The sequence below is a fragment of the Streptomyces sp. NPDC017943 genome (genome assembly GCF_044328425.1).
Classification (GTDB): domain Bacteria; phylum Actinomycetota; class Actinomycetes; order Streptomycetales; family Streptomycetaceae; genus Streptomyces; species Streptomyces djakartensis_A.
On the sequence record NZ_JBIRHH010000005.1, the window covers coordinates 661,245 to 684,905 of the forward strand.

At 71.8% G+C, this 23,661-nt stretch carries 22 protein-coding genes; 11 read left to right on the top strand and 11 right to left on the bottom strand.

Annotation, left to right across the window (positions count from 1 at the left end; all coding sequences use genetic code 11):
- Positions 1-270: 270 nt before the first annotated feature.
- The 5 genes from ACH4C6_RS19830 to miaA form a co-directional block, all read right to left on the bottom strand.
- Positions 271-1,977: a M1 family metallopeptidase gene (locus ACH4C6_RS19830; RefSeq protein ID WP_398109881.1), complete on the bottom strand. Its 1,707-nt coding sequence runs from the start codon at positions 1,975-1,977 to the stop codon at positions 271-273.
- 188 nt (positions 1,978-2,165) lie between these two features.
- Positions 2,166-4,463: a RelA/SpoT family protein gene (locus ACH4C6_RS19835; protein ID WP_398109882.1), complete on the bottom strand. Its 2,298-nt coding sequence runs from the start codon at positions 4,461-4,463 to the stop codon at positions 2,166-2,168.
- 299 nt (positions 4,464-4,762) lie between these two features.
- Positions 4,763-5,635, bottom strand: a complete 873-nt coding sequence (gene dapF, locus ACH4C6_RS19840) for a diaminopimelate epimerase (RefSeq protein WP_398109883.1) — start codon at positions 5,633-5,635, stop codon at positions 4,763-4,765.
- Positions 5,636-5,756: 121 nt separating this feature from the next.
- Complete coding sequence (locus ACH4C6_RS19845) at positions 5,757-6,269, bottom strand: hypothetical protein (protein ID WP_398109940.1); 513 nt, start codon at positions 6,267-6,269, stop codon at positions 5,757-5,759.
- A 108-nt stretch (positions 6,270-6,377) separates the two neighbouring features.
- The gene (gene miaA / locus ACH4C6_RS19850; RefSeq protein ID WP_398109884.1) at positions 6,378-7,316 is read right to left on the bottom strand and encodes a tRNA (adenosine(37)-N6)-dimethylallyltransferase MiaA; all 939 of its coding nucleotides are present in this window, start codon (positions 7,314-7,316) and stop codon (positions 6,378-6,380) included.
- A 182-nt stretch (positions 7,317-7,498) separates the two neighbouring features.
- On the opposite strand from miaA, the gene ACH4C6_RS19855 reads away from it, so the two are divergent.
- Both ACH4C6_RS19855 and ACH4C6_RS19860 read left to right on the top strand, forming a co-directional pair.
- Positions 7,499-7,801: a hypothetical protein gene (locus ACH4C6_RS19855; RefSeq protein ID WP_398109885.1), complete on the top strand. Its 303-nt coding sequence runs from the start codon at positions 7,499-7,501 to the stop codon at positions 7,799-7,801.
- Between the two features lie 28 nt (positions 7,802-7,829).
- Positions 7,830-8,213, top strand: a complete 384-nt coding sequence (locus ACH4C6_RS19860; RefSeq protein WP_398109886.1) for an antitoxin — start codon at positions 7,830-7,832, stop codon at positions 8,211-8,213.
- Between the two features lie 201 nt (positions 8,214-8,414).
- On the opposite strand, the gene ACH4C6_RS19865 is transcribed toward ACH4C6_RS19860, so the two are convergent.
- The 4 genes from ACH4C6_RS19865 to ACH4C6_RS19880 all read right to left on the bottom strand — a co-directional run bounded on the left by ACH4C6_RS19865 (position 8,415) and on the right by ACH4C6_RS19880 (position 12,396).
- Positions 8,415-9,128 carry a class III extradiol dioxygenase subunit B-like domain-containing protein gene (locus ACH4C6_RS19865; protein WP_398109887.1) on the bottom strand — a complete coding sequence of 238 codons (714 nt, stop codon included), beginning with the start codon at positions 9,126-9,128 and terminating at the stop codon, positions 8,415-8,417.
- A gap of 60 nt (positions 9,129-9,188) precedes the next feature.
- Entirely contained in the window at positions 9,189-10,706 is a 1,518-nt protein-coding gene (gene miaB / locus ACH4C6_RS19870) for a tRNA (N6-isopentenyl adenosine(37)-C2)-methylthiotransferase MiaB (RefSeq protein ID WP_398109888.1), read from the bottom strand.
- A 63-nt stretch (positions 10,707-10,769) separates the two neighbouring features.
- A complete protein-coding gene (locus tag ACH4C6_RS19875) occupies positions 10,770-11,423 on the bottom strand; it encodes a response regulator (protein ID WP_398109889.1) in 654 nt (217 codons plus the stop codon).
- Positions 11,424-11,448: 25 nt separating this feature from the next.
- On the bottom strand, positions 11,449-12,396 hold the full coding sequence (locus tag ACH4C6_RS19880; protein ID WP_398109890.1) for a sensor histidine kinase: 948 nt from the start codon (positions 12,394-12,396) through the stop codon (positions 11,449-11,451).
- A gap of 366 nt (positions 12,397-12,762) precedes the next feature.
- Between ACH4C6_RS19880 and ACH4C6_RS19885 the strand changes: the two genes are divergently transcribed.
- The 3 genes from ACH4C6_RS19885 to ACH4C6_RS19895 all read left to right on the top strand — a co-directional run bounded on the left by ACH4C6_RS19885 (position 12,763) and on the right by ACH4C6_RS19895 (position 15,653).
- Positions 12,763-13,248 (top strand): TrkA C-terminal domain-containing protein, encoded by a 486-nt coding sequence (locus tag ACH4C6_RS19885; RefSeq protein WP_333935699.1) that lies wholly within the window; start codon positions 12,763-12,765, stop codon positions 13,246-13,248.
- 4 nt (positions 13,249-13,252) lie between these two features.
- Positions 13,253-14,494, top strand: coding sequence for a cation:proton antiporter (locus tag ACH4C6_RS19890; protein WP_398109891.1), 1,242 nt, complete (start codon positions 13,253-13,255; stop codon positions 14,492-14,494).
- Positions 14,495-14,651: 157 nt separating this feature from the next.
- Positions 14,652-15,653 carry a TAXI family TRAP transporter solute-binding subunit gene (locus tag ACH4C6_RS19895; RefSeq protein WP_398109892.1) on the top strand — a complete coding sequence of 334 codons (1,002 nt, stop codon included), beginning with the start codon at positions 14,652-14,654 and terminating at the stop codon, positions 15,651-15,653.
- A gap of 119 nt (positions 15,654-15,772) precedes the next feature.
- Here ACH4C6_RS19895 and ACH4C6_RS19900 read toward each other — a convergent pair whose 3' ends face one another.
- Together ACH4C6_RS19900 and ACH4C6_RS19905 are read right to left on the bottom strand one after the other, a co-directional pair.
- On the bottom strand, positions 15,773-17,179 hold the full coding sequence (locus ACH4C6_RS19900; protein WP_398109893.1) for a sensor histidine kinase: 1,407 nt from the start codon (positions 17,177-17,179) through the stop codon (positions 15,773-15,775).
- 9 nt (positions 17,180-17,188) lie between these two features.
- Complete coding sequence (locus ACH4C6_RS19905) at positions 17,189-17,875, bottom strand: response regulator transcription factor (protein ID WP_398109894.1); 687 nt, start codon at positions 17,873-17,875, stop codon at positions 17,189-17,191.
- Positions 17,876-18,165: 290 nt separating this feature from the next.
- On the opposite strand from ACH4C6_RS19905, the gene ACH4C6_RS19910 reads away from it, so the two are divergent.
- The 6 genes from ACH4C6_RS19910 (at position 18,166) to ACH4C6_RS19935 (ending at position 23,645) form a co-directional block, all read left to right on the top strand.
- Complete coding sequence (locus ACH4C6_RS19910) at positions 18,166-18,942, top strand: amino acid ABC transporter ATP-binding protein (protein WP_398109895.1); 777 nt, start codon at positions 18,166-18,168, stop codon at positions 18,940-18,942.
- A 77-nt stretch (positions 18,943-19,019) separates the two neighbouring features.
- Complete coding sequence (locus ACH4C6_RS19915; RefSeq protein WP_398109896.1) at positions 19,020-19,859, top strand: glutamate ABC transporter substrate-binding protein; 840 nt, start codon at positions 19,020-19,022, stop codon at positions 19,857-19,859.
- Between the two features lie 128 nt (positions 19,860-19,987).
- Complete coding sequence (locus tag ACH4C6_RS19920; protein WP_398109897.1) at positions 19,988-20,665, top strand: amino acid ABC transporter permease; 678 nt, start codon at positions 19,988-19,990, stop codon at positions 20,663-20,665.
- A complete protein-coding gene (locus ACH4C6_RS19925; protein WP_398109898.1) occupies positions 20,662-21,570 on the top strand; it encodes an amino acid ABC transporter permease in 909 nt (302 codons plus the stop codon). Before ACH4C6_RS19920 ends, ACH4C6_RS19925 begins: the two co-directional genes overlap by 4 nt.
- 275 nt (positions 21,571-21,845) lie before the next feature.
- The gene (locus ACH4C6_RS19930) at positions 21,846-23,465 is read left to right on the top strand and encodes an FAD-dependent monooxygenase (protein WP_398109941.1); all 1,620 of its coding nucleotides are present in this window, start codon (positions 21,846-21,848) and stop codon (positions 23,463-23,465) included.
- A gap of 108 nt (positions 23,466-23,573) precedes the next feature.
- A complete protein-coding gene (locus ACH4C6_RS19935; protein WP_309544753.1) occupies positions 23,574-23,645 on the top strand; it encodes a putative leader peptide in 72 nt (23 codons plus the stop codon).
- Positions 23,646-23,661 lie beyond the last annotated feature (16 nt).

Here is a 23,661-nt window from a genome sequence, read left to right on the forward strand (position 1 = left end):
GCCCTTCCCGCTGCGTTTTCGGGAAGCGGCGGGCCGCATGACAGCTGCATGCCCGCCCGGTCCGGCGGGCTAACCGAACGACAGGCACTCCGGTGGGCGGCGGCCGGCCTGCCCGGCTGCCCGGCTGCCCGGCTGCCCGGCCACCACAGCGTGCCCAGCCGACCCTGCGGGCCGGGCCCGGCCCCAGACACACCCCCGGCCAACGCGGTATCCCCGGCCACATGGCAAGCCCGGCCACGCCCTACGCCTGACCTACTCCACACTCCGGACCTACGCCGCGCTCCCGGCCGACACGGCCCGCCCTGCCCCACCAGCCCCACCGCCCGGCCCCGGCCCCGGCCCCGCAGCCGCCGCGGGTGTCGCGGGCGACGACGGCCCTTCAGCCGACTCCGACCCCACTGCCGACTCCGACCTGGCAGCCGGCTCCGGCTTCCCGGGCGACTTCGGCTGTGCGGACGACTCCGGTTTCGCGGGCGACTCCGGCTTCCAGTCCGGGTGCCCCGGCATCGGCGGGGTCTTCTCCCCGTACAGCCAGCCCTGGAAGAAGTCGTCCAGGTCGCGTCCCGCGACCTCGGCGGCGAGCCGGACGAAGTCCTCGGTCGTGGCCGTGGCGTCCTGGTGGCGGCCCACCCACTCGCGCTCCAGCCGCTCGAACGCCGGCCGGCCAATCTCCTGGCGCAGGGCGTAGAGGACGAGGGCGGAGCCGTCGTAGACGACGGGCCGGAAGATGCCGATCTTGTGGCCCGCCTCCGGCGGCTTGGGGAGGGCGGGCGGTCCGCCCGTGGCCCGCCAGCGGTCGGAGGCGCCGTAGGCCGCCTTCATCCGGTCCCGCAGCGGCTTGCCCGCCTTCTCCTCGGCGTACAGCGCCTCGTACCAGGTGGCGTGTCCCTCGTTGAGCCACAGGTCGGACCAGGTACGGGGTCCGACACTGTTGCCGAACCACTGGTGGGCCAGTTCGTGCACCATGATCGACTCGACGTACCACGGGGGGTAGACCGGCTCGGTGAACAGTTCCCGCTCGAAGAGGGAGAGGGTCTGGGTCTCCAGTTCGAAGCCGGTGGCGGCATCGGCCATGAGCAGGCCGTACGCCTCGAAGGGGTAGCGGCCGACCTTGCTCTCCATCCACTCGATCTGGGCGGGCGTCTTCTCCAGCCAGCTTTCGAGCGCCTCGCGGAACTGGGTGGGCACGACGTCCCGGATCGGCAGGCCGTGCGGTCCCGTGCGGTGGAGCACCGTGGAGCGGCCGATGGACACCTGGGTGAGTTCGGTGGCCATGGGATGGTGCGTGCGGTACGTCCATGTGGTCGAGCCGCCGGCCCTGTGCGTGCCGGCAAGCAGGCCGTTGGCCACGGCCGTGTACTCGTCGGGCGCAGTGACGCGGACGGTGAACATAGCCTTGTCGGAGGGGTGGTCGTTGCAGGGGAAGACCAGGTGGGCCGCGTCGGCCTGGTTGGCCATGGCGAGACCGTCCCCCGTGCGGACCCAGCCGCCCTCGCGGCCGTCGGCGGACACGGGGTCGCTGGTGTGCCGCACGGTGATCCGCACCCACGTGCCGTCCGACACGGAGTCCTCCGGTGTGATCACCAGGTCCTCGCCGGCGGTGCGGAACTGCGCGGGGTCGCCGTCGACCTCGACCGACTCCACGGTGCCGTGGGCGAAGTCCAGGTTGATCCGGTCGAGGTCGGCGGTGGCCCAGGCGTCGATGGTGGTCACGGCGCGCAGCGGCTCGCTGTTGCTGCCGGGGTAGACGAAGGAGAGGTCGTACGCGGCGACGTCGTAACCGGGGTTGCCCAGGTACGGGAAGAGGCGGTCACCGATGCCGAGCGGTACGGCAGGGGCGCTCGCGGCGACGAGGCTGACGGAGACGGCGGAGGCGAGGAGCGCGGCGGAGGTCCGGCGACGGCGGGTGCGGGCGGCTCCGGGGCTAGCGGGACGAAGGTCGTGGGGGGCATCGGGGGCGTGGGGGGCGTGGGGCATGCCCCACCGCTACCAGCGTGCGCGGGCGCGACGAGCGCGGCGCGCGCCCGCCCCACTCGATCCGGGGACCGACCCGTGCGCCGGGTGCCCGGCGGGGACGGGCCGGCGCGGGAATCGCGGGCAAACGGGGGCAAGCCCGAGTGAACCCAGGCGGCGGGTATCGGCCGGCCTGTCCTGGTCGGACCGGCTCAGCCGCCCTGCGTCTGCGGTTGCGTCCGGCTCACGTCGTACACCCCGGCCACATTGCGCATGGCGCGCATCAGGGTGGGCAGGCGGGCGGCGTCGGGGAGCTGCACGGTGTAGGTGTGGCGCACCTGCTGCTGGGCCGGGGGCTCGACGGTCGCGGAGACGATCGCGGCCCCTTCGAGCGCCATGGCCTCGGTGAGGTCCGCGAGCAGATGCGGACGGACGAACGATTCAGCGACCAGCGTGACCCGGCACTCGGCGGTCTCCCCCCAGCGCACGCCCACCTCCGAGCGCTCCCCGTCTCTCATGCGCGCCACGGCGGCGCACTCCACGCGGTGCACGGTGACCGCTCCCCCGCGTACGGCGAAGCCGGTGATCTCGTCGGGTGGTACGGGCGTACAGCAGCGGGCGAGCCGGGCGCTCGCGCCGGGAAGGTCGGCGAGGACGTCCGCACCGGGACCGCGATCGGCACTCGCGCCGCGCCCGCCGCCGGCACCGGAGCCGGACGCGGCACCCGAACCGGAGGCGGCACCCCGGCCCGCTCCGGCGGGACGCTCGGCACCCTGCTCGGAGTCTCCGCCGGCGTCGGCGGCCAGGCCGGCGGTGGGCTGCCCGAAAGCCGTCCGTCCCTGCGCCGCCTGGCCCTGCGGCGTCTGACCCTGCGGCGTCTGACTGCCCTGGGCCTCGGCCTGCGCGGGATGGGCGGCCAGCCACCGCTGGATGGCGATGCGGGCAGCCGGCGTGTGCGCGTGCTCCAGCCACTCCCGTGACGGCTCGGACGCCGGGTCCTGGCCCATGAGGAGCTGGACGGTGTCGCCGTCCTTCAGCACGGTGCTCAGCGTCGCGAGGCGGCCGTTGACGCGGGCGCCGATGCAGGCGTGCGCGTCCTCCCCGTACTGCGCGTACGCCGCGTCCACGCAGCTGGCGCCCTCGGGCAGACCGATCGTGCCGCCGTCGGGACGGAAGACGGTGATCTCGCGGTCCTGGGCGAGGTCCTCGCGCAGGGTGGACCAGAAGTGGTCGGGATCGGGCGCCGCCTCCTGCCAGTCGAGGAGCCGGGACAGCCAGCCGGGGCGGGTGGGGTCGACGCGCTCCCCGTCGGCCGGGTCGTCGGGAGCCGGTGCGTACGGGTTACCGAGGGCGACGACGCCGGCCTCGGCGACCTTGTGCATCTGGTGGGTGCGGATGAGGACCTCGACGACCTGGCCGTCCTCCCGGGCGACGGCCGTGTGCAGGGACTGGTACAGGTTGAACTTCGGCACGGCGATGAAGTCCTTGAACTCCGAGACCACCGGCGTCATGCACGTGTGGAGTTCGCCCAGGACGCCGTAGCAGTCGGCGTCCTCGTGCACCAGGACCAGGACCCGGCCGAAGTCCGAGCCGCGCAGGCGGCCGCGCTTGCGGGAGACCCGGTGCACGGAGACGAAGTGGCGGGGGCGGATGAGCACTTCGGCCGTGATGTCCGCCTCGCGCAGCACACCGCGCACCTCGTCGGCGACCTCCGCGAGCGGGTCGTCCGTCCGGTCGGCGTTGCCGACGATCAGTTCCCTGGTCCGCGCGTACTCCTCGGGGTGCAGGATCGCGAAGACCAGGTCCTCCAATTCGGTCTTCAGGGCCTGGACGCCGAGGCGTTCGGCGAGCGGAATGAGCACGTCACGTGTCACCTTGGCGATGCGCTCCTGCTTCTCGGGGCGCATGACGCCCAGGGTGCGCATGTTGTGCAGCCGGTCGGCGAGTTTGATCGACATGACGCGCACGTCGTTGCCGGTGGCGACGAGCATCTTGCGGAACGTCTCGGGCTCGGCTGCGGCGCCGTAGTCGACCTTCTCCAGCTTGGTCACGCCGTCGACGAGGTAGCGGACCTCCTCGCCGAACTGATCACGGACCTGGTCCAGCGTCACGTCCGTGTCCTCGACGGTGTCGTGGAGCAGTGAGGCGGTCAACGTCGTGGTCTCCGCGCCGAGTTCGGCGAGGATCAGAGTCACCGCCAGCGGGTGCGTGATGTACGGCTCGCCGCTCTTGCGCATCTGGCCCCGGTGGGAGGACTCGGCCAGGACGTACGCGCGGCGCAGCGGGTCGAGGTCCGCGTCGGGGTGGTGGGCGCGGTGGGCCTCGACGACGTGGCTGATCGCGTCGGGCAGCCGGTCCCGCGCGGCGGGGCCGAGCAGGGCGGCTCTGCCGAGGCGGCGCAGGTCGATCCGGGGGCGGGCCTTTCTGCGCGGCGCTGTCGGCGTCAGCGATCCCGACACCGCGCCCGGCATCGGGCCTGGGGTCACGGAATTCGTGGCCTCCGCACTCATGGGCACCTCCGGCTGCGTCAACCGGCGGACGGGGTGCCCCAGGGCGGACACGGCTCAGGGGGCGGCTTCGGTCCCCCGTCCGGGCCGGTGCTTGATGCTACCGAGCCCACCACGCGTGGCTGGCCGCCTCTCGCCGAGCGTGAAACTGATCACCCATTCGAGGGACGAATGTGAAGTTTGCACCCCTCCATAACAGGGCCGTGCCGATCGACTTCCCGCCAATTGGCTTGATCTTTACGATCTTTAGGATTCATTCGGGCCCGAGTGGCCGACAGCACACCGCGGTGACCGAATCGGCCTCACGCGCGCGTGGCGGCGTCCAGCCAGTCCGCGTCGATCTCGCCCTCGGCCACGATGACGGCCGGGCCGGTCATCTCGATCTCCCCGTCGGGCCGCTCGGTGATCACCAGGGTGCCGCCGGGCACGTCCACGGTGTAGGTCACCGGCGTGCCGGTGAGCGTCGGGTCGGCGCCGTCGCGGCGGGCGGTGGCCACGGCGACCGCGCACGCGCCCGTGCCGCAGGAACGGGTCTCACCGGAGCCGCGCTCGTGCACACGCAGCGCGACGTGCCGCGGGCCGCGGTCGGTCACGAACTCCACGTTCACGCCGTCCGGGTAGGCCGAGGCGGGGCTGAAGGGCGGCGGGGAGTACAGGTCGCCCGCGTGGGCCAGGTCCTCCACGAAGGCGACCGCGTGCGGGTTGCCCATGTTGACGTTGCGCGCCGGCCAGCTGCGCTCACCGACACGCACCGTGACGTCGCCCTCGGGGAGGACCGCCTTGCCCATGCCGACGGTGACGTCGCCGCTCTTGGCGAGGTGCACGGTCTTCACGCCCCCGCGCGTGGCGACGGCGAGGTCGCCCTCGGTGACGTGTCCGGCGCGCTGGAGGTAGCGGGCGAACACGCGCACGCCGTTGCCGCACATCTCGGCGACCGAGCCGTCGCCGTTGCGGTAGTCCATGAACCACTCGGCCTCGGCCGCCATGTCGCGCGCCTCCGGATGCGCCGCGGAGCGCACGACGTGCAGCAGTCCATCGCCGCCGATGCCCGCGCGGCGGTCGCACAGGGCGGCGACGGCGGCCGGGGGGAGGTCGATGGCGTTCTCGGGGTCCGGGACGATCACGAAGTCGTTCTCGGTGCCGTGCCCCTTGAGGAAGGCGATCCGCGTGCTCATGCCCTCGATCGTACGGGCTGCCGGGCGACCACCACCCTGCGGGATTCGCGCCCCGGCGCGACGGGCACGGGCAGGGACACGGGCGCGGCGGGGGGCTTGCGCTGTTCGGGCGTGCGCCGCTCTACCGGAGCCGCGCCACGCGCCACACGGCCAGGACGACCACGGCGGCGACCACCAGCGCGTACGCCAGGACCACCCGCCAGTCGGGTCTGCGGCCGGAGCCGCGGGCCGGCAGGCCGGGCCAGGTGGAGCCGACGCGGCGCGCCGCCATCATGCCCCAGCCCGCCGCCGTCGAGCAGATCAGCAGACCGAGCATGGCGATGACGGCCCCGCTGTCGCCGAAGTCGAAGGCGAGCGGGAACGCGAACATCAGGGAACCGAGCGCCGCCAGGGCCACGATCGGGGCGAGTTGCCACAGACGCAGCCGACGCTGCGGGCGCAGTTCGACCTCGACCTCGTCGGCGAACATCTCCTCCGGCTCGGGGCCGTCGTCCGTCACGCTCGGTGTCTCGTCGGGCCCGTCGTCGCTGAGGCGGTCGGTCTCCGGCTCCGGTCCGTCACCGAACACCGCCCCGTCCCGCTCGGCAGTGACGCCGTCGGTGCTTCGTGCGGTGTCGCGAGGGCCGGCCTCCATCGCCACGCGCCCTCCCAACTTGGACTCAACTCGGTCGATCGAAGCTCGATGATGGCACGCCGCCGAAGGCCCCGATGACGGCCTGGGCGTCCCGATGCCAGGACGTGATCAGGCTGTAACCGGTCGTTCGACCAAGGACAGTGCGAGCTGCGGAAGTCGGGGGAGATCCGCCGCGGCCCCACTCAACCAGTGCACCCGGGGATCGCGCCTGAACCATGAATCCTGGCGGCGCGCGAAGCGCTTGGTGGCACGGACGGTCTCGGTGCGCGCTTCCTCCAGAGTGCACTCCCCGGCGAGCGCCGTCAGCACCTGCTGGTAGCCGAGCGCACGCGAGGCGGTCCGCCCGTCGCGCAACCCCTGCGCCTCCAGTGCGCGTACCTCGTCGACGAGCCCGGCGTCCCACATCCGGTCGACGCGGCGCGCGATGCGCTCGTCGAGCTCCGGTCGCGCCACGTCGACGCCGATCTGCACGGTGTCGTACACCGAGTCGTGCCCGGGGAGGTTGGCGGTGAAGGGCTTGCCGGTGATCTCGATGACCTCCAGGGCGCGGACGATCCGGCGGCCGTTGCCGGGCAGGATGGCCCGGGCGGCCTGGGGGTCGGCGGCGGCCAGCCGGGCGTGGAGCACGCCGGATCCGTGCAGCGCGAGCTCCTCCTCCAGCCGGGCGCGGACCTCGGGGTCGGTGCCGGGGAACTCCAGGTTGTCGACGGCCCCGCGGACGTACAGCCCCGAGCCGCCGACCAGGACCGGCCAACGGCCCTGCGCGAGCAGCGCGTCGATCCGCTCCCGGGCCAGGCGCTGGTACTCGGCGACGGAGGCCGTGACGGTGACGTCCCAGACGTCCAGCAGGTGGTGCGGGACTCCCCCGCGCTCCTCGGGCGTCAGCTTGGCGGTGCCGATGTCCATCCCTCGGTAGAGCTGCATGGAGTCGGCGTTGACGACCTCGCCGCCGAGACGCTGGGCCAGGAAGACGCCCAGATCGGACTTTCCGGCCGCGGTCGGTCCGACGACGGCGATGACGCGGGGGGCGGGGGGTGCGCTGCTCACCGGGACAGTCTCGCAAACCTAGAAGCCGGCTCTCGAACGAGTTACGTGACGCCGCGGTCGCGGGGTCGTTGCCCGTTGCGAGGTTCCTGCCGCCGGATCACGGAGGCGGCGGCCCGGGCCGCGCAGACGGACGCACCGGGCAACGCGGGGTTTCGCCCGCACGAGTAACGTATGGAGTGGATATGGGCGTGTTTGCACGACTCTTCCGGCGGTCGAAGGCCACGGCGGAGGCGCCTGCCGCCGAGGCCCAGGCCGAGTCGGCGAAGGCCGGGGCCGAGGCGGAGGAGGCGGCGGCGGCCGGGACCGCGGAGACGAAGGGCGCGGACGCGACCGCGCAGGCGGACGAGCCGGCCGCCGAGGCCACCGCCGAGGCCATCACCGAGGCCATCGCCGAGAAGGCCGAGCCGGAGGGCGTCGACATCCCCAAGCAGCAGTCCACCGAAGAGGCGGCGGACAACGAGGCCGGTGAGGGCGCCCGTACGTGACCGCCCCCCGCGCGAGGGAAGGTGAACCATGGGTCTGCTGGACAACGTGAAGGCCAAACTGGGCCCGGCCAAGGACAAGGTCTCAGACCTCGCGCAGCGGCACGAGGACAAGATCCACCACGGTCTGGACAAGGCCGCCGAGGCCGTCGACAAGAGCACCAAGGGCAAGTACAGCGACCGGATCCAGTCCGGCACGGGCAAGGCCAAGGGCGCCATGGGCCGGCTCGCGCACAAGGAGGACGGCACACCGGGCACGGGCGGCACGGCGTCGGCGACGGGAACGACGTCGACGCCGGGCACCCCTCCCGGGCCGAGCGCGGGAGCCACACCCGCGGACGCGGGCGGCACGGCTCCGCCGCGTGACACGGGAGGCACCACCCCGCCGGACGACGTACCTCCGCCCACCTCCTGACGCGCGCCCGGCACGGGCACGGCACACCGGAGTCATCCCGCACGGCACACGGGCGTCATCCCGCGCGGCACACGCGGGACACCCCGGACGGCCGCGGAGCACCCCTGCTCCCGGCCGTCCGCCGTCCACCGTCCGTCCAGGCCTCAGCCGACTCCGCCGTGCGCGCCGTGTGCGCCGTGTGCGCCGTCTCCGACCGCGTCCCTACGACCAGGTGGCGACGAGGTACCCGACGCCGTACGGCGCGTCCTCGTACAGCAGTGATCCGCCGAGGCCGGCGCCCCCGGCCGCGCCGGCCAGCACCTGCCAGGGAGCCCGGCCGGACACCTTCAGCTCCTGCGCCAGACCCGTGTCCAGACCGCTGAGGGCGGTCAGGTCGGCCGCACCGAGCGCACGGGCCACCCCGGCGTCGAACGGCGCGGCGCGTTCGTCGAGGTACCCCGGAGCCTTGAGCGTCCGGCACGCGCTGGCGTCGCCCATGACCAGCAGTGCGACCCGTCCGGCCCGGTCGGCGACCTCACGCCCGATCCCGAGGCACCGCTGCGGGGCGAGCTGCTCGCCGACGCCCAGTCCTTCGACGGGCGCGTCACGCCATCCCGTGCGCTCCAGCAGCCAGGCGGCCACGGCCAGGGAGTACGGCAACCGCTGTGCCCCCTGCGCGTCCCCGGCCGGTCCCAGCCGTACACCGAGATCGACACCGAAGCCCCGGAACGAGCCCGCGGTGCCCTGCGCGTACGACGCGGACCCGGTGCCCTCCACCGGCCCGACCACCACGAGCCGGTCGGGGCGGGCGGCGGCGAGCACGCCCAGCGCATCCACGCAGGCGGCTCGCGCGGCGTCCAGTTCCGGTGCCGCGCCCGCGGCGACCTCGGGCACGAGCAGGGGCGGGCAGGGGCAGGCTGCGGCGGCGACAAGCATGATCGGCAGGGTAACGCTCGAGGAGCACCGCCACCGCGGGCGGCAGCGCTCCCGCCCCGGTCAGTCGCAGCCGCAGCCGCCCGCCGCCACGGGCAGCGGCTCGGGAGCGCCGATCTTCGGCAGGCCCAGCATCACGCCGACGGGCTTGGACTTCTCGGCCGCGTTGCGCTTCTCCCAGGCGTCGCCCGCGCGCGTGCGGCGCACGCCCAGGGTCGGCCCCTCGGCGAGGAGGTGGTGCGGGGCGGCGTAGGTGATCTCGACCGTGACGACGTCGCCCGGGCGGACCTCCTCGTCCGGCTTGGTGAAGTGGACGAGGCGGTTGTCGGGGGCGCGGCCGGACAGGCGGTGGGTGCTGTCGTCCTTGCGGCCCTCGCCCTCGGCGACCATCAGCTCCAGGGTGCGGCCGACCTGCTTCTTGTTCTCCTCCCAGGAGATCTCCTCCTGGAGGGCGACGAGGCGCTCGTAGCGCTCCTGGACGACCTTCTTGGGGATCTGGCCGTCCATCTCGGCGGCCGGGGTCCCGGGGCGCTTGGAGTACTGGAAGGTGTAGGCCTGCGCGAAGCGGGCCTCGCGCACCACGTGCAGCGTCTGCTCGAAGTCCTCCTCGGTCTCGCCGGGGAAGCCCACGATGATGTCGGTGCTGATGGCGGCGTGCGGGATGGCGGCGCGGACCTTCTCGATGATCCCGAGGAAGCGCTCCTGGCGGTAGGAGCGGCGCATCGCCTTCAGGACCGGGTCCGAGCCGGACTGCAGCGGCATGTGGAGCTGCGGCATCACGTTCGGCGTCTCGGCCATGGCGGCGATGACGTCGTCGGTGAAGTCACGCGGGTGCGGTGAGGTGAAGCGCACGCGCTCCAGCCCGTCGATCTTCCCGCAGGCGCGCAGCAGCTTGCTGAAGGCCTCGCGGTCGCCGATGTCCGAGCCGTACGCGTTGACGTTCTGACCGAGCAGCGTGACCTCGGAGACGCCCTCGGCTACCAGGGCCTCGATCTCGGCGAGGATGTCGCCGGGGCGGCGGTCCTTCTCCTTGCCGCGCAGCGCCGGGACGATGCAGAAGGTGCAGGTGTTGTTGCAGCCGACGGAGATCGACACCCACGCCGCGTAGGCGCTCTCGCGGCGCGTGGGCAGGGTCGAGGGGAACGCCTCCAGCGACTCGGCGATCTCGACCTGCGCCTCCTCCTGCACGCGGGCGCGCTCCAGCAGGACGGGGAGCTTGCCGATGTTGTGCGTGCCGAAGACGACGTCCACCCAGGGCGCCCTCTTCACGATGGTGTCCCGGTCCTTCTGCGCGAGGCAGCCGCCGACCGCGATCTGCATGCCGGGGCGGGCGGCCTTCTTCGGCGCGAGGTGGCCGAGGTTGCCGTACAGCTTGTTGTCGGCGTTCTCCCGGACCGCGCAGGTGTTGAAGACGACGACGTCGGCCTCGCCGTCGGCGCCCTCCGGGGCGCGGACGTAGCCCGCGTCCTCCAGCAGTCCGGACAATCGCTCGGAGTCGTGGACGTTCATCTGGCACCCGTAGGTGCGTACCTCGTACGTGCGCGTGCCGCCCACTGACTGGCTCCGGTCGATGCTGCTCATGACGACAAGGGTAGGCGCTCGGCGCACATGGCTCGGCCGCCTGTGGACAACTCCGCCCGGGGCTCAGGGCTCGATGAGCCCGGCCCGGATGGCGTACCGGGTCAGCTCCAGGCGGTCGCGCATGCCGAGCTTCTGCAGGAGGTTGGCCCGGTGGCGTTCGACCGTCTTGGCGCTGATGAAGAGCAGTTCGCCGATCTCCTTGGAGGTGTGGCCCTCGGCGACCAGCTTGAGGATCTCCTCCTCGCGCTCGGTGATGGCCCGCTCCGGCACGCCGTCGCCGCGCCGGAGCCGTTCCAGGTAGGAGCGGACCAGGGCCCGCTCGGCGCCCGGGTAGATGAACGGCTCGTCGCGCACGGCCGCCCGGCACGCCTCGACCAGGTCCCGGTCGGCGACGGACTTCAGGACGTAGCCGCTGGCCCCGGCCCTGAGCGCCTCGAAGAAGTACTGCTCGTTGTCGTACATCGTGAGGATGAGGATGTGCAGGCCGGGCAGCCGGCGGGAGAGCTCACGGGCTGCCTGGAGGCCGGTCATGCGGGGCATGGCCACGTCCAGGACCGCCAGGTCGACGGGGGTCTCCCGGGCCTTGGCCACGGCCTCCGCCCCGTCGCCGGCCTCGGCGACGACGGTGAGGTCCGGTTCGCCGTCCAGGATGAGACGGACCCCGCGCCGCACGAGGGTGTGGTCGTCGGCGAGCAGAACGCGGATCGGGGTGGACATCAGTGGGGTCCTTCGGTGACGGACATCAGCGGGTCTCTTCCGGGACGGGGATGCGCAGCAGCACGTCGGTGCCCCCGCCGGGGGCGGGTTCCAGACCGAGTGCGGCGCCGATCAGCAGGGCGCGTTCGCGCATGCCGGTGATGCCGGCGCCCTCGGCGGCCCCGGTGAGGCCGGTGCCGTTGTCGCGCACGAGGAGTTCGACGCCGCCGGGGACGGGCCGCAGCCGGAGTTCGGCGCGGTCGGCTGCGGCGTGCCGGGCGGTGTTGGTCAGGCTCTCCTGGGCGACCCGGTAGACGACCAGTTCGGCTTCCGGGCTGAGGGCGGGCAGGTCGCCGGTGACGTGGTGGCTCACGGTCAGCCCGTGGGTGGTGAACTCCCCGGCCAGCGAGCGCAGGGCACTGGCCAGGCCCAGCTCCTCCAGGACACCGGGGCGCAGCCGGCGTGCGATCCGGCGGATCTCGTCGAGGCCGGCCCGGGTCGCCTCCTGGGCCTGGCCGACCTCCTCGCGCAGGTCCCCGGGCACCCGGTCGGCGACGCGCTTGAGCTGGAGGAGGACGGCCGTGAGGGTCTGCCCGACCTCGTCGTGCAGCTCCCGGGCGATCCGGTGCCGCTCCCGCTCCTGCGCCGACAGGGCCCGGGCGGCGCCCTCCGCCCGCTCGGCCTCCAGCCGGTCGAGCATCGTGTTGTACGTGGTGATCAGGCCGGCCGCCTCCGCCGGGCCGCTGACCTCGGGGCGGTGTCCCGGGCGCAGCAGGTCGGCGGTGGCCATGGCCCGGTCCAGCCGCTGGAGGGGGACGAGGCCGAAGCGCAGCACGAGCGCGTTGGCGGTGAGCAGCAGCACGAGGCCGCCGAGCAGGACGAGGGCCTCGCCGGGCAGGACGGGCGTGGACACGGTGACCGGACCGAGCAGCAGGGCGGTGGCCACGACCAGGCCCGCGGCGTTGAGCGAGAAGATCCGCCAGAACAACGACACGTTCCCGGACCCGCTCCTTCCGCCCCTCGCGTACGACACAGCCCGTCCCAGCCTCTCCGACCTCCGGCCGTGGCGTATATCCGTCACGACACCCATGTCGTCACCGTACGGCCGGATGGGAGCATGCGGAGACGGCCGATCCGATGATCGGCACGGTTCACCGGAGCCCCGGGCCGTACGGACCTCGGCTCCGGTCCTTCCGGAGCCGGACGCGGGTCCGGGTTCCTCGTGGGCCGGACGCAGATCCGGGTCCTTCGGGGGCCGGACGCAGATCCGGGTCCCTCGGGGGCCGGACGCAGGTCCGCTCCCAGCCGAACACGACTAAAACGACAAACAACACGAACACGACGAACAAGGGGAAGCCACGTGTCAGCTCCGCGCCTGAGGGCGACGCCGCTACCGGGTATCGGGGTCCAGTACGACCTGGAGACCCGGGAACACCGCCATCTGTCGGTGGTGGCGCACCGCGACGGCACGCGCACGGTGAACGTGTACCGGGCCGACGACCCGGACTCCTGCGCGCACTCCCTGCGGCTGACCGGTTCCGAGGCGGGTTCGCTGATCGACGCGCTCAAGCCGTCGCACCACAGCCCGAGCCTGCTGTACACGACGGATCTGGGGCTGGTCGCCGAGCGGATCGAGGTGCCCGCCACCTCCCGCTGGAACGGGCGGGTGCTGGGCGACACGAAGATGCGGACGGAGACGGGCGCGTCGGTCGTGGCGGTGCTGCGGCGGGCGGAGGCCATTCCGTCGCCGGCGCCGGACTTCCGGCTGGCGGGCGGGGACCGGCTGATCGTCGTCGGGACCCGCGAGGGCGTGGACGCGGCCGCGACGATACTCGAGCGGGAGTGAGCCGGTGCACTCCGCGGTCCTGCTGATCGAGTTCGGTTCCATCATCCTCGGCCTCGGCCTGCTCGGACGGTTCGCCGCCCGCTTCCGGCTGTCGCCCATCCCGCTGTACCTCCTGGCCGGCCTGGCGTTCGGTGAGGGCGGTCTGCTGCCGCTGGGCGCGAGCGAGGAGTTCGTCGCCACGGGTGCCGAGATCGGCGTCATCCTGCTGCTGCTGATGCTGGGCCTGGAGTACACGGCGAGCGATCTGGTCTCCAACCTCAAGACGCACTACCCGTCCGGCCTGGTCGACTGCGCGCTCAACGCGCTGCCCGGAGCGGCGGTGGCGCTGCTGCTGGGCTGGGGCCCGGTGGCGGCCGTGGTGCTGGCCGGTGTCACCTGGATCTCGTCGTCCGGCGTGATCGCGAAGGTGCTGGGCGATCTGGGCCGGGTCGGCAACCGCGAGACGCCGGTGATCCTCAGTGTGCTGGTGCTGGAGGACCTGGCGATGGCGGTCTACCTGCCGATCGTCACCGCGCTGGTGGCGGGGGCCGGGCTGCTGGCCGGAAGCCTGACGCTGGCGATCGCCCTGGGGGCGGCAGGGCTCGTGCTGTTCCTCGCGGTGCGCTACGGCCGCGTCATCTCGCGGTTCGTCTCCAGCGACGACCCGGAGAAGCTCCTGCTGGTCGTGCTGGGCCTGACCATCCTGGTCGCGGGCGTCGCGCAGCAGCTGCAGGTGTCGGCCGCCGTGGGAGCCTTCCTGGTGGGCATCGCCCTGTCCGGGGAGGTCGCCGAGGGCGCGCACACGCTGCTCAGCCCCTTGCGTGACCTGTTCGCGGCGGTCTTCTTCGTCTTCTTCGGGCTGCACACCGACCCGTCGAGCATCCCGCCCGTGCTGGTGCCCGCTCTCGGACTGGCCGTCCTCACGGCACTGACGAAGATCGCCACCGGCTACTGGGCGGCCCGGCGCGCGGGGATCTCCGTCAAGGGCCGCTGGCGTGCCGGTGGTGCGCTCGTGGCGCGGGGCGAGTTCTCCATCGTCATCGCCGGGCTCGCGGTCGCGGCCGGTGTCGAGCCGTCCCTCGGCCCGCTGGCCACGGCGTATGTGCTCATCCTGGTCGTCCTGGGCCCGCTCACCGCGCGCTACACCGAGCCGGTGGCGTCCTGGTGGGCACGGCGCCGCGCGCCTCGCACTCCGGAGCTGGCGCCCCGGATGGCGAAGGCGGAGGCGGACGCAAAGGCGGAGGCGGAGGCTCCGGTCGCCGACTGAGCGGTCGGGCCGGGCGGACGGCGAGCGGGGTGGGTGGGACGTCGGTCGAGCCACGGCGGCGGGAAGAGGCGCGACCGCCGTCCCAGGCGCCGCCGGCCGTCGCGGTGACGCCCCCTCCCCTGGTCAGCGAGGCCCCTCGGCTGGCAGGATCGCGCGCATGTCCCAGAAGTTCCCCCGTGTCGGCAGGCGCCGGGCCGCGCAGGGCGGCACCGCCGCCGTCCTGGTCCTCGGCCTGCTGCTGTGGTGGCTGCGCCCCTGGGCGGAGGAGCCCCCCTCGGGGTCGATCGACTTCAGCACCGGCACGCGCGCGGGGGTCTACCACGAGTACGGCGAGCTGTTGCGCACCGCGATCGACAAGGACATGCCCGACCTGCAGGTGCGGTTGCTGACCAGCGCCGGTTCGCAGGAGAACGTCGCGGACGTGGCCTCGGGCGAGGCCGACTTCGCGATCGCGGCGGCGGACGCGGTCGCCACGTACATGCACGACAACCGCCCGGGGGCCGGCCAACTACGCGGGGTCGCGCGGCTCTACGACGACTACGTGCAGCTCGTCGTGCCGCCGGACTCGGACATCCGCTCGGTCGCCGACCTGCGGGGCAAGCGCGTGGCGATAGGGCTGCCCGACTCCGGGGTGCGACTGATCGCGAACGGTGTGCTCAGGGCGGCCGGCATCGATCCGGAGAAGGACATCGAGCCGGCCTCGGACGGCATCGACACCGGGCCCAAGCGGCTGGGACACGGCCTGGACGCGTTCTTCTGGTCGGGCGGACTGCCCACGGACGGGCTCAGCCGGCTGGCCAAGAAGTCGGCGTCGGCCTTCCGGTTCGTGCCGATCGACGCCACGCTGGTGGCCGCGCTGCACGAGCAGGGCGGAGCCACCCGCTACTACCGCGCCACGAAGATGCCGGAGTCGGCGTACCCCTCCGTGCAGCACGGCCACCCGGTGCCCACCCTGGCAGTCTCCAACCTGCTGATCACACGCAGCGACACGGACCCCCGGCTCACCGAGTGGCTCACGCGCACGGTGCTCGACAGCCGGGACCGCATCGGTGCGACCGTCCACTCGGCGCAACTGGTCGACGTGCGCACGGCGATCTACACGGACCCGCTGCAACTGCACGTCGGCGCCCAGCGGTACTACCAGTCGGTCAAGCCGTAGCGGCAGGGGCGGCGCAGCGCCACGGCCGGAGCCGGTGACGTCGCCGCCGGGCGATCGTCCGGTCCGCACAGGGCCGGACCGGACGGCGAGCCTGATCACATCAGGGACGCCGAGTCGGGTCAGGCGGCGGGCGCTGATCGCGGCACGCGTACGGTCACCCGCAGCCCGTGCGGCTCATGGTGGTCGTAGGCGATCGTGCCACCGCCGGCCGCGAGGAGCGCCCGGGAGATGGACAGGCCGAGGCCGGACCCCTTGATGTTCTGGTGGCGGCCGCTGCGCCAGAAGCGGTCGCCGACGCGGGCGAGTTCCTCATCGGTGAGGCCGGGCCCATGGTCGCAGACGGTGACGGTGACAGTGTCCCCCTCCGAGGCGACGGCCACCTCGACGGTCTCGCCCTCGGACGTGAACTTCACCGCGTTGTCGACGACCGCGTCCAGCGCGCTGGACAGGGCGACCGGATCGGCCCAGGCAGTGGTGGGCGGGCAGTCGCCGACCAGGGTCACGCCCTTGGCCTCGGCGGTCGGGGACCAGGCGGCCAGGCGTTCCGCGGTCAGCTCGCCGATGTCGGTGACCCTGAGGTCGGCCTCGCTGTGCTCGGCCAGCGCGAGGTCGAGCAGATCGTCCAGGACCTGGGCGAGGCGCTTGCCCTCGGCCTGGACGGAGGCGATCTCCTTGTTGCCCTCGGGCAGTTCGAAGGAGAGCAGCTCGATGCGCAGCAGCAGCGCCGCGAGGGGGTTGCGCAACTGGTGCGAGGCGTCGGCGACGAAGGCGCGCTGCTGCTCCAGCACGTCCTCCACGTTGTCCGCCATCTCGTTGAACGACCGGGCCAGCCGTCTGAGTTCCGGCGGGCCCCCGGCCGCGGCGACCCGGGACTTCAGCCGCCCGGTGGCGATGTCGTGGGTGGTGGCGTCCAGCACCCGTACGGGCTTGAGCACCCAGCCGGTGAGCCGCAGGGCGGCGCCGACGGCCAGCAGCATGGCGGCGAACTCGCCCGCGCCGATGACCAGCCAGCCGTGCAGGGTGCGGGAGCGCAACTGGCCCGTGGGCGAGTCGGTGACGACGACCGCGACGACGTCCCCGTCCCGGATGACCGGCGAGGCGACCACCAGGTTGTGCTGCTGCCAGGGCCAGACCTGCTGCGGGTCGTGGCTGCGGCGGCTGAGCTTCGCCTCGTCGAAGGCCTCGCGGACCTCGCCCTCCTCGGGCAGGGACCAGCGTGCCGGCGCATGGGCCATGGCGCTGCCGTTGCGGTAGAAGACGCCGGCGCGGATGCCGTAGACCTCGTGGTAGCTGCGCAGTTCGCTGCTGAGGGTGGCCAGCCGCTCGTTCTCGAAGGCCCCGGTGGGACCCTCGGGCGAGTCGGTGACGAACTGGGCGAGGGCCGCGAACCGGGCGGTGTCGTCGATCCGGTCGACGACGACCTTCTGCTGCTGGGCGCCGGCCAGGCTGACGGCGAGGGGCACCCCGAGGGCGAGCAGGACGGCCGCCATCAGGACGATGAGCAGCGGGAGCAGACGCGTGCGCACCCGGCCCCGCTATCCGGCGGGGGCGACGAGCCGGTAGCCGACGCCGCGCACGGTCTCGATGAGGGCGGGCATGCGCAGTTTGGCCCGCAGGGACGCGACGTGCACCTCCAGGGTGCGCCCGGTCCCCTCCCAGCTGGTCTGCCACACCTCGCTGATGATCTGCTCCCGGCGGAACACCACGCCGGGCCGCTGCGCGAGGAGGGCCAGCAGGTCGAACTCCTTGCGGGTCAGCTGGACCACCGCGCCGTCCACGCTGACCCGGCGTGTGGGGAGCTCGATGTGCACGGTCCCGAGCCGCAGGGCGGTCTCTATGCCGCTGGAGGTGTCCTCGTGCGAGGTGCGCCGGCTGACCGCGTGGATCCGGGCGAGCAGCTCCCCGGTGTCGTACGGCTTCACCACGTAGTCGTCGGCGCCCAGGTTGAGGCCGTGGATGCGCGAGCGCACGTCGGAGCGGGCGGTGACCATGATGACGGGGGTGGCGGTGCGCTTGCGGATCTTGCCGCACACCTCGTACCCGTCCTGGTCGGGCAGGCCGAGGTCGAGGAGGACGACACCGAAGCCGTCGCTCTCGGGGACGAGTGCCTGGAGGGCCTCCTCACCGCTGCGCGCGTGCGTGACGTCGAAGCCGTGCCGCGCCAGGACCGCCGACAGGGCGGCGGCGACGTGGTTGTCGTCCTCGACGAGCAGCAGTCTCACCCGGGCCCCCTTCGGTTCACTGGTCGTACGATCCAGGTGTGTACAAAAACGCGTGCACGCGCGCGCGTGCACCTTGTGCAGTCACGCTGATGGATGAGCACGCCGTCAAGAGGGTTCCGGTTGCGAGGAGCTTCCGTTACCCGGCTGGTATGAGCGCTGCTCGCAAGTGCTACGACATGTGTCCGATTGCTATCGGATCGTGATGCTCAGATTCCCCTCAGATGTAATGACGCAGGTCGTAGAGGGTTACTACTGTCCTCCGAAACCGAGGAGGACGGAGCCTGAGAGCGATGACCGAAGTATCGGTGGCCAAGGAAGATGTGGCCGCGACCGGCGATCTGGTCGTCCTGAAGAGCGTCAACAAGCACTTCGGCTCGTTGCACGTACTCCAGGACATCGACCTGACGATCGCCCGCGGTGAAGTCGTCGTGGTCATCGGACCCTCCGGGTCCGGCAAGTCCACCCTGTGCCGCACCATCAACCGGCTGGAGACGATCGACTCCGGCTCGATCACGATCGACGGCAAGCCCCTGCCCGCCGAGGGCAAGGCGCTGGCCCGGCTGCGCGCCGACGTCGGCATGGTCTTCCAGTCCTTCAACCTCTTCGCGCACAAGACCGTGCTCGAGAACGTGATGCTCGGCCAGATCAAGGTCCGCAAGAAGGACAAGAAGGCGGCCGAGGACCGGGCCCGCTCCCTGCTCGACCGGGTCGGTGTGGCCGCGCAGGCCGACAAGTACCCGGCACAGCTCTCCGGCGGCCAGCAGCAGCGCGTGGCGATCGCGCGGGCGCTGGCCATGGAGCCGAAGGTCATGCTCTTCGACGAGCCGACCTCCGCGCTCGACCCCGAGATGATCAACGAGGTGCTGGAGGTCATGCAGCAGCTCGCCCGCGACGGCATGACGATGATCGTCGTCACCCACGAGATGGGTTTCGCACGATCGGCTGCAAACCGCGTGGTGTTCATGGCGGACGGCCGAATCGTCGAGGAGGCTGCGCCCGACCAGTTCTTCAGCAACCCGCGCAGCGACCGTGCCAAGGACTTCCTGTCGAAGATCCTGCACCACTAGGCGCGCGCGTTGCTCCGGCGACGCCACGCCTCACCCGTAACGACGGTTCTTTCTCTTCACGGCAAAGGATGTTCACGATGAAGCTCCGCAAGGTCTCCGCCGCGGCCGCCACGGCTCTCGTCCTCGCTCTCACCGCCACAGCCTGTGGTGGTGACGACGGCGGTGACTCGAACAGCTCCGGCGGCGGCAAGACGATCAAGATCGGCATCAAGTACGACCAGCCCGGTCTGGGCCTGAAGGAGCCCGACGGTTCCTTCTCCGGTTTCGACGTGGACGTCGCGACCTACGTGGCCAAGGAGCTCGGCTACAAGCCCGACCAGATCGAGTGGGTCGAGACGAAGAGCGCCGACCGCGAGAACGCGCTGTCCCGCGGTGACGTGAAGCTGATCGCCGCCACGTACTCGATCACCGACGAGCGCAAGCAGAAGGTCGACTTCGCCGGTCCGTACCTGCTGGCCCACCAGGACCTGCTGGTGAAGAAGGACTCGGACATCACCAAGGCGACGGACCTCAACGACAAGAAGCTGTGCTCGGTCACCGGTTCGACCTCCGCCCAGAACGTCAAGAAGGACTTCGCCCCGAAGGCCCAGCTCAGCCAGCGCGGTGGGTACTCCGAGTGCCTCTCCGCCCTGCAGAGCGGTTCCGTGGACGCCCTGACCACCGATGACTCGATCCTCGCCGGCTACGCCGCGCAGGACCAGTACAAGGGTCAGTTCAAGCTCGCCGGCCTGAAGCTCAGCAACGAGAACTACGGCGTGGGCGTCAAGAAGGGCGACAAGGCGACCCTGGACAAGGTCAACGCCGCCCTGGAGAAGATGGTCAAGGACGGCGCCTGGGAGAAGGCCGTTCAGGACAACTTCGGCCCGGCGAACTACAAGAACGAGCCCGCCCCGAAGATCGGCCAGATCGTCCAGTAACGCGGAACTCCGCCGACGCAGGCTCCCCGCAGTCATTGCGGGGATCCACAGACGCGCCGCCGTCGCTGCTCTGACGGCGGCGCGCCACGTCCGCCCCCTACGCCACACACCCGGAAGCGCGGGAGATCGTGTTCGACTTTCTTTCAGACTATGACGACCCGACCCTGCTGGGCGCTTTCTGGGTCACCATCCAGCTCACCGTCTTCTCGGCCATCGGTTCGCTGATCTGGGGCACCATCCTGGCGGCTATGCGGGTCAGCCCGGTTCCGCTGATGCGCGGCTTCGGCACGGCCTACGTGAACATCGTCCGGAACATTCCGCTGACGGTCATCATCGTCTTCGCGTCGCTCGGCCTTGCCGACATCTTCGGCGTGACGATGGGCGCGCCGGACGACTTCGACCTCAAGTACTTCCGGCTGGCGGTACTGGGGCTCGTCGCCTACACCGCTGCGTTCGTCTGCGAGGCCATCCGCTCCGGCATCAACACCGTGCCGGTCGGACAGGCCGAAGCAGCACGAGCCATCGGACTCAGCTTCAGTCAGGTGCTGAGGCTCATCATCTTGCCCCAGGCGTTCCGTTCGGTGATCGGACCGCTGGCCAACGTGCTGATCGCGTTGACCAAGAACACGACGGTGGCAGCCACGATCGGCGTGGCGGAGGCTGCTCTCCTGATGAAGGAAATGATCGAGAACGAAGCTCAGACAGTGCTCATCGGCGCGGTCTTCGCCTTCGGTTTCGTGGTACTGACCCTGCCCACTGGCCTCTTCCTCGGTTGGCTGAGCAAGCGACTGGCGGTAAAGCGATGACCTCCGTTCTCTACGACACCCCTGGTCCGAAGGCCAAGCGGCGGAATGTGATCTTCACGGTCGTCTTCTCCGTCCTGCTCGCCCTGCTCCTGTGGTGGGTCTGGCGGACGCTGGACGACAAGGGGCAGCTGAACTGGGCCCTGTGGAAGCCGTTCACCACCTCCGAGGCGTGGACGACGTATCTGCTTCCCGGTCTGGCCGACACGCTGAAGGCCGCGGCCCTGTCGATGGTGATCGCCCTTCCGCTGGGCGCCGCCCTGGGCATCGCACGCATGTCGGATCACCGCTGGGTACGCATCCCGGTGGGCGCGGTCGTCGAGTTCTTCCGGGCGATCCCGGTCCTGCTGCTGATGCTGTTCGCCAACGAGCTGTACGTCCGCTCCACGGGCATCCCCAGCGACGAGCGGCCCCTGTACGCCGTAGTGACCGGCCTGGTGCTGTACAACGCCTCGGTCCTGGCCGAAATCGTACGCGCGGGCATCCAGTCCCTGCCCAAGGGGCAGTCCGAAGCCGCCATGGCGATCGGCCTGCGCAAGAGTCAGACGATGTCGAGCATCCTGCTGCCGCAGGCGGTCACTGCCATGCTGCCCGCGATCGTGAGCCAGCTGGTCGTCATCGTGAAGGACACCGCACTGGGTGGCGTGATGCTGGGGTTCACCGAGCTGCTCAACACCCGAAGCACCCTCGCAGCCAACTATGCGAACGTCATTCCCAGCTTCATCGTGGTGGGAATCATCTTCATCATCCTGAACTTCATGCTCACGTCCTTCGCCTCATGGCTGGAGAAGAGGCTGCGCCGGAGCAAGCGGAGTTCGGGAGCCGTCCTCGGTGCGGACAAGGTCGACGACCTCAACGCGGCCGAGGTGGGCGGCAGCTACGGCACGGGGGCCGGCGGCACGATCTGACAGCCCGCCCATGTGCGCACGATGGCCCGCCGGGGAACCGGCGGGCCATCGCCGTCCGCGGCCCCGGCTATGACCCTCGACCGGGCGCGGGGGCCGTTGATGACGAAGGCGCGGCCTGTTGCTCACGATGCGGCAGCATGATCGCCACCACCCGCCGGTCACTTGACGCAAGCACCCGCAATAGGTTGCATACGTTCTGTGATCGTGCACCCTGCTCCACCTTCGTGTTCGCCTACGTCTTCCAGGACAACACCACGGGCAGGGGGCGCCGCGTCGTGGATCCGGTGATCGTCGTCGGAGCGGGGCCCGTGGGGCTCACGCTCGCCCTGGCGCTGGCACGGCAGGAGGTGCCGTGCGTGGTCCTCGACGAGGGCCCGGGCAAGGACGAACCCCGTGCCGCGCGGACCGTCGTCCTGCGCGAGGACACCGCCGCCCTGATGGAACGGCTCTCCGGTGTCCCCCTGTCACGCCTCGGCGCGCATTGGGCCGGATGGCGGTCGATGCGGCGCAAGCAGGTGATGCGCGAGGTCGTCTTCGACGGCCCCGAGCCCTCCCCGCTGCCCTCCCCCCTGCACATCGCCCAGCACGTCCTGACCGGTGCCCTGCGCGAGGCCCTCGCGGACGAACGGCTCGTCAAGATCGCGGTGGAGAGCCGGCTCGACGCGCTGGAGCAGGAGCCGTCGGGCGTCACGGCCCACACCCGCGGCCCCAAGGGCACCTGGTGGCGGGGCAGTTATCTGGTGGGCTGCGACGGCCCCCGCTCGACCGTGCGCAAGCTCCAGGACATCCGCTTCCCGGGCCGTACGGCGGTGGAACGTCACGCCGTCGCCGCGCTGCGGACGGAACTGCCCTGGCACGACGAGGCGTTGCTGCACCGCATGCCGCCCTGGCGCATGTCGGGCCCCTCGGCCGGTGAGGTCACCGCCCGTCCGCTGCCGGACGGCGTATGGCGCCTGGACTGGCTGCTGCCCCCCGGCAAGGACCTGGTCACCCCGGAGCTACTGCTGAACCGTATCCGCGAGACCCTGGCCGGCTGGTCGGGCGGCACGGTCCCGCCGTACGAGCTGCTGGACACCGGTGTCCACACGGTCCACCACCGCCTGGCCCGGCGCTGGCGCGCCGACCGCGTCTTCCTCGCCGGGGACGCGGCCCACCTGCTCGGCGCCCTGGGCACGCACGGTCTCGACGAGGGTCTGCGCGACGCCGACAACCTCGCCTGGAAACTGGCCGTATCCTGGCACCACGGTCCGCACGAGGCCCTCCTGGACAGCTACCAGGCCGAGCGCAGGGCAGTCGTCGCCGCCCGGTTGCGCGCCGCCGACCAGGCGCTGCCGGTGCTGCGCGGCGGCGGAGGACTGCGTTCCTACGTGCCCGGCTCGTCCAAGGGCCACGACACGCTCCTCACCGAAGGACATCTCGGGCACGGCCAGCTGGGCGCGCCGGGTGCGTACGGCGACTCCCCGCTCGCGCCGCGCGATCTGGAGGGCGAGACCCCCGTGGACACGGCGCCCGGGGCGCCCGTCACCGACGTGCGGGTCACCGCGGAGGACGGCACCTTCGTGCGGCTGCGGGACCGGCTCGGCCGGGGCGCGCTGCTCGTGGTGCTGATCGCGCCCGGCACCGGTGTGTGGGAGCGCAAGCACTGGGCCAAGGCCGGCCTCATGCCCCGGCTCGCGGCGGCCGTGACGGCGCTCCCGCACCCGGCCGAACTGCTGGTCGCCGAGGCCTACCCGGGTGCGGCCGCCCACACGGTCCTGCTGGTGCGCCCCGACGGCCATCTCGTCACCGCGCTGAGCGGAGTGCGCCCCGCCGATCTGTACGCCGCGGCGGAGGCCGCCGTGGGCGGACCGGTGAACGCCCGGGCCGGGGCCGGCGCCTCCGTCGGGGCGCCCTGACACGGCACCGCCTCCGACGTGCTCACTGTCACCGTGCGTCCGCATGGTGACAGTGAGTTGACCGGCTTGGGCGGCCGTGGTGTACTCCGGTGCGTGACCGACACCTGTGTGCGCCTGTGGCGGAGGGTCCATATGGACCTCGTCCGCTATGCGGGCTGCGTGTGTCGCCCGTCCTGCTGACTTCGCACTTTCCCTC